At 46.6% G+C, this 2,584-nt stretch carries 2 protein-coding genes; both read right to left on the bottom strand.

The genetic code is table 11. The annotated features are described in order from the left end of the window. On the bottom strand, positions 1-452 hold a 452-nt coding region (locus QUB33_RS28695; RefSeq protein ID WP_333357815.1), incomplete at its 3' end, for a GUN4 domain-containing protein. Between the two features lie 101 nt (positions 453-553). Continuing rightward, the coding region (locus tag QUB33_RS28700) for a calcium-binding protein (RefSeq protein WP_333357830.1) at positions 554-2,584 on the bottom strand (2,031 nt) is incomplete at its 5' end.

Here is a 2,584-nt window from a genome sequence, read left to right on the forward strand (position 1 = left end):
CGTGATGCTATATCTGCCCATTCTTGTGGCTTTTTCATGCCTTCTCTTGTTCCCCAATCAAAGACCTGAATCCTTACCATAGGAGTTACTTGCTGGCCTAGTTTCCATCCTACCTTTTCGCTAAATTCTTTAATTTCACCTTCGCAAGTTTTACAATTTAAACCGTTGCCCGCCTTCTGCCAAATCTCTAACTGCGGGGTCAAGCCGTATTTGTTATTGCTGTGTTGCATCCACAATTGGTCGATCGCGCGGAGGTTCGGACAAGACGTGGGGTTGTTGCGGAGTAGAGAGACGGTTTCGCGATCGGCGTCGTCCCATTTCTTAGCTTCTAATAAGGTTTGCAGTTGGCTGAATTCGCTGCTGGTTTCTTGGGCGCTAGCTGAAAAAGCTGGCTGCAAAACTGCAACAGATACGGCGATTAATGCTAGGGTTGTTTTTCCAAGTTTAAACATGATGCTCCTCCCAGTAAAAGTGATTTAACAAATGATTCGTTTTTAGTGCCTACCTCATTTAGAAGGGCAACCACAGGATTGCCCCTACGCTGGAGGTAAATCTAAAGCAACACAAAATCCGATTCAGTAATCGAACTATTCAACCCAGTGACTGTTGCCAAAAGTTGATTAGTTGAGGCAACTTTCAGCAGCGTTCCTCCCGCAGTTTGACTAATTTCTAACTGCTGGAAAGTCAAACCATTATCGATCGCAAATTTATCGATACCCACCTCAAAATCAAGCACCGTATCCGAGCCGCTACCTGGAGTTAACAAAAAGCGATCGCTCCCGCTACCTCCTGTCAGAAAATCATCGCCATTTTCACCGCTGAGGAAATCATCTCCCGCGCCCCCAAGCAAAGTATCATTGCCCTTACCGCCGTACAAACTATCATTGCCTGCACCGCCTTCCAAACTGTCTGTACCGCGGCCTCCAAATAAGATGTCATCGCCATCGCCACCTGTCAGCGTATCGAGTCCCCTGCCGCCGTAAATGCTGTCATTGCCAGCGCCACCATCGAGGGAATCACTAGCTTTTCTGGCACTGATAAAATCGTTACCGCTGCCGCCGATTAAAGTGTCGCTATCATCAGTACCGACAAGATTTTTGCCCTCATCACCGAGAATTTCAGGAGAAGTATTGACCACTTCAATATCGCCTTGCACGATCGGAGTAGGGGCTGGAGTAGGGGCTGGAGTCGGTAGTGGATTTCCTTGAATTTTGGCAGTTAAAAATTCGCCAGTATTTTCGGAAACTACCTCGGCGATGGGTTTTGTGCCAGCCGCCGCTTCTTCGAGGGCGATCGAACTTTCACCTAATGTTACCTTTTGGACTTTGGCAATTTCCGAGGGAATAAACTCAGGCAAAAAGTTAGATTTAACTTTATCCGTGCTTTGATTTGCCTCAGCCATTACCTTCGCAGCTTCCGGGGCAATTTGGGAAAGTTTTTCAGTGTTGAGATTGGTGTCAATTTCTTTGACCTTGGCAACAGATTGCTGGATAATGCTTTCTACCTGTGCCGCATCGCTCACATCCAGGGAACCACCGGATTTAATTTTACTGTTAATTGCCCCGACAACAGCTTTGACGATCGCACCATTATCAGCCGTAGATGCACCGTCTATCAGGCTGCTGGTTTGGGTAATGACGTTTTGGACTTTTGTCATGGCGACTAGAGTTTCAACGCCACCCGCTTCATTTTTGGCTGTAGAGGCGATCGGATCTAAGTCGATCAAGTCAACTCCCGCAGGAATAGACAGAGTAGATTTAACTTTTGACTCGGCTTCACTCTGCGTCATTCCCCCAGCCATCAAATCAGTTACCAAACTGGTTAACAAAGTGACAACATTAGCATCCGCAGGTGCAGCAACAGGCGTTTCCAGTGGCAAACCTGTCGCAGTATCCGTCCCGCCAAAAGCAACTAAATTGCCTTCATCTGCATCGATTTTCCCATTTTTATTTTTGTCGAAACTCTCCAAGGGAATATCGAGCTGATATGCACCGTTAAAGTCAGTAGTAGTTGATGGTTCGTTACTATCTTTAATGCCATTTTTGTTAGCATCTAGGAAGATGGTTGCACCGGAGATGTAACCATCAATAACCAAGCCTTCGCTCAAACTAGAAATTGTCTGAAGAGGCTCGTCATCGTCATTATTGGTAACGAAAACAATTGATGTAGTTAACCCGGAGTAATTGGGATCGGCGCTAACAGCAGGGTCGGCAATAATACTGTAATTTTGATTTCCATCAAATACAATATCATCAACGCCTTCTACCGTCACCCTCTGCTCTAGATTCCAATTAGTAGAATTGAAGGTAACAGTTGGCCGGGAAATTACTCCTTCTCCCACACTATTGCTACCAAAATTAATACTCACATCAGCAGTAGGTTGGCTGCTGAGTTTGATAGTGAATTGGTCTGTGCCACCTGTTTCTGTAGTGACTAATCCCGATGTTGGATTAATAATAATCTCTGGACTTGCAAGTACCAGTGGGGGCGTCACTTCTGTCGGCGTCGGCGTCACTTCTGTCGGCGTCGGCGTCACTTCTGTCGGCGTCGGCGTCACTTCTGTCGGCGTCGGCGTCACTTCTGT

Source organism: Microcoleus sp. B3-A4 (assembly GCF_036705385.1).
Lineage (GTDB): Bacteria > Cyanobacteriota > Cyanobacteriia > Cyanobacteriales > Microcoleaceae > Microcoleus.